At 40.7% G+C, this 2445-nt stretch carries 4 protein-coding genes and 1 pseudogene; 1 reads left to right on the top strand and 4 read right to left on the bottom strand.

Annotated features, from left to right (window positions below; translation table 11 throughout):
* A pseudogene (locus WCP75_RS04935) lies at positions 1–104 on the top strand (type II toxin-antitoxin system HicB family antitoxin); the annotation flags it as partial.
* A gap of 48 nt (positions 105–152) precedes the next feature.
* On the opposite strand, the gene WCP75_RS04930 reads toward WCP75_RS04935, so the two are convergent.
* The 4 genes from WCP75_RS04930 to WCP75_RS04915 form a co-directional block, all read right to left on the bottom strand.
* The gene (locus tag WCP75_RS04930; RefSeq protein WP_336277129.1) at positions 153–431 is read right to left on the bottom strand and encodes a hypothetical protein; all 279 of its coding nucleotides are present in this window, start codon (positions 429–431) and stop codon (positions 153–155) included.
* Positions 428–1168, bottom strand: coding sequence for a phage antirepressor KilAC domain-containing protein (locus tag WCP75_RS04925; RefSeq protein WP_336277128.1), 741 nt, complete (start codon positions 1166–1168; stop codon positions 428–430). Before WCP75_RS04925 ends, WCP75_RS04930 begins: the two co-directional genes overlap by 4 nt.
* Before the next feature lie 16 nt (positions 1169–1184).
* Positions 1185–1865 carry a Rha family transcriptional regulator gene (locus WCP75_RS04920; protein ID WP_336277127.1) on the bottom strand — a complete coding sequence of 227 codons (681 nt, stop codon included), beginning with the start codon at positions 1863–1865 and terminating at the stop codon, positions 1185–1187.
* A gap of 315 nt (positions 1866–2180) precedes the next feature.
* On the bottom strand, positions 2181–2445 hold a 265-nt coding region (locus WCP75_RS04915), incomplete at its 5' end, for a hypothetical protein (RefSeq protein WP_336277126.1).

Below are 2445 nucleotides of genomic sequence, written 5' to 3'. Positions count from 1 at the left end.
GACGCATTCTTGATCCAAATTATCCGACTAAGCTTCAAACACTCGAGCAAGCATTAACAGTTCTTGGCAAACAAGTAGTTATTACAATCAAAGATGCAGTATAACTACCTTCCCACCTTTAATAATGGGAAGATATAAGTTTCATGATGAAGCTAAGCTGCTTTTTCAGGAAAGCTTTTTAAATTTGGATCATAAGCCTTCAAAAAAGGCTCCATCACTTGAGGAAACTCTGAACTTCCAAAATCTGTCAGAACTGCCAAAGTTTTAATAACATTGGGAACCTCATCTTGAAGCTTTAAAACAAGAGTATTCTCTATTACGCTCATGGTCTTAACTATAGCATTACAATCGTTATCTCCGAGACGATCATCATTGCAAAGGTGAAACAACGCTATCCATGAATCACATAAAGCATCAATACTTGTACTCATTGCACACCTCCATGGATTTGTTCTCTTAAACATACCAAGCCTTTTGTTGTGATCTTCGTTGAAGGCAGGATTTTCTCTGTTCCATCAGGTCTTTGAATGGTAATAGTTGAACAATCCATCAAACCTCTCTTGATCTTATCTTGATAAGGCAACAATGGAGAACCCGGAGCACGGCGATAAACCCAATCATGCCCACGTAAGTAATCCGTTAAATCCTTTGGTCGTATCTCTAAGACTTTGGCTGCTTCTGTAAGACCAAACAAACCATCAGAACGCGTTAAGCTTTCTAGAGCTTGTGCTTTTGGTTTGAGCTCAGCAATGGTAGTATTTTTCTCTTCAATTTGACTTTGTAGATGTGTCAAAAAGCCAATCATCGCTTCAGGACTAGAATAATCAATCTGTGGGGCAGCAACTTGCTTTTCTAATTCTTGCCAGCGGTCAACTATTTTTGCTCGCAGTGTAGTGCTGTAACCCGATACCAATATAAGACATTCACGCTTGGGAAGATTGTAGCAAGGAAGCGTACGACCTGTTGAATCCCTATATAATCCTGAAAATTCACTCAGCCCAAATTTGGGCTCAGTGTCTTTATTGGATAATTCTCTCAACATTTTCTTAATATCACGCATGACATGCTTATGCTGCTTCCCGCACAATTCTGCTATCTCACGGCTAGACATAGTTTGAACTGCGGTACCATTATTAACACTGTCCGATATCTTGATAAGAGTGTTCATGATGAACCCCTACATGTTAGATGTTTTTCATTGACACTCTAAAAGAGTGCCGGGTGCTGAAAAACACGGCATGTAGTCCGTCGTTACACTTTCCCCGTAAAGGTATTGTATAGTGTAACCACACCCGACGTAACCACTGTACACTTGTAGTACACAACGAGTCAAAGCTTTTAACGTGCGGGAAATCAATTGCTTCGGAAATCAAACCGCTACATGTCTTAAGGTGTTTTTCAAGCACCTTCTCCAACGATAGACATATTCTTGCCCCATTGTCAATAGGTGAAATAGCTTTCTGTTCTATCTGTCCTTGTAGATGTGTTAAGAAGCCAATCATCGCTTCAGGACTAGAATAATCAATCTGTGGGGCAGCAACTTGCTTCTCCAATTCTTGCCAGCGATCAACTATTTTTGCTCGCAGTGTAGTGCTGTAACCCGATACTAATATAAGACATTCACGCTTGGGAAGGTTGTAGCAAGGAAGCGTACGACCTGTTGAATCCCTATATAATTCAGAAAATTCACTCACCCCAAATTTGGGGGCAGTATCTTCATCGTATAATTCCTCAAGCATTTTCTTGATGTCACGCATAACGTGATCATGCCGTTTGCCACACAATTCTGCTATCTCAAGGCTAGACATAGTTTGAACTGCAGTACCATTGCTAACACTGTCCGATATCTTGATAAGAGTGTTCATAATGAACTCCTTGTTGTAAACTGTTTTTCATTGACGCTCTAAAAGAGTGCCGGGTGCTGAAAAACACGGCAACAAGCCCGTCGTTATGCTTTCCCCACAAAGGGTATTGTATAGCATAACCACACCCGACAAAATCGTTATACGCTTCTCGCATACAATGAGTCAAAGCTTTTAATGTACAGGAAAAGATTGTTCCGGCAATCCATCCGCTTGTTGTTTTAAGGTGTTTTTCAAGCACCTTCTCCAACGATAGACATATTCTTGCCTCATTGTCAAGCTCCTTTCACTGTAGAGCTCTCCGATCTGTAAACATACTTATTCCCTAGCGGCTTCCGATAACTTTTTGATGCCTTGATTAATCTCATCGATAAGAGGTTCAAGATTCAGCACCGTTTTAGGAACTGCTCCTCCATAGACCCATACTTTAACTTGTGCTTTCGTACTGAAATCTGCATTATTAGGCATGTCACGATACTGGCAACCATCAAACTCTTCATACTCTCTGGTGCCATCTTCATGTTCATAAAGGTTATAAAAATATTCAGCACATCCAAGCCCCCAAGGTGCATGACCAACAGCT

The sequence above is a fragment of the Bartonella numerosa genome (genome assembly GCF_037070845.1).
Lineage (GTDB): Bacteria > Pseudomonadota > Alphaproteobacteria > Rhizobiales > Rhizobiaceae > Bartonella.
The sequence above is the reverse complement of the archived record's forward strand: the minus strand, read 5'-3'. Positions and strand labels throughout refer to the sequence as shown.

Bases quoted from the DNA above. Each gene is read 5' to 3' on its own strand.
- WCP75_RS04930 (WP_336277129.1), bottom strand. From the start codon at position 431: ATGAGTACAAGTATTGATGCTTTATGTGATTCATGGATAGCGTTGTTT.
- WCP75_RS04925 (WP_336277128.1), bottom strand. From the start codon at position 1,168: ATGAACACTCTTATCAAGATATCGGACAGTGTTAATAATGGTACCGCA.
- WCP75_RS04920 (WP_336277127.1), bottom strand. From the start codon at position 1,865: ATGAACACTCTTATCAAGATATCGGACAGTGTTAGCAATGGTACTGCA.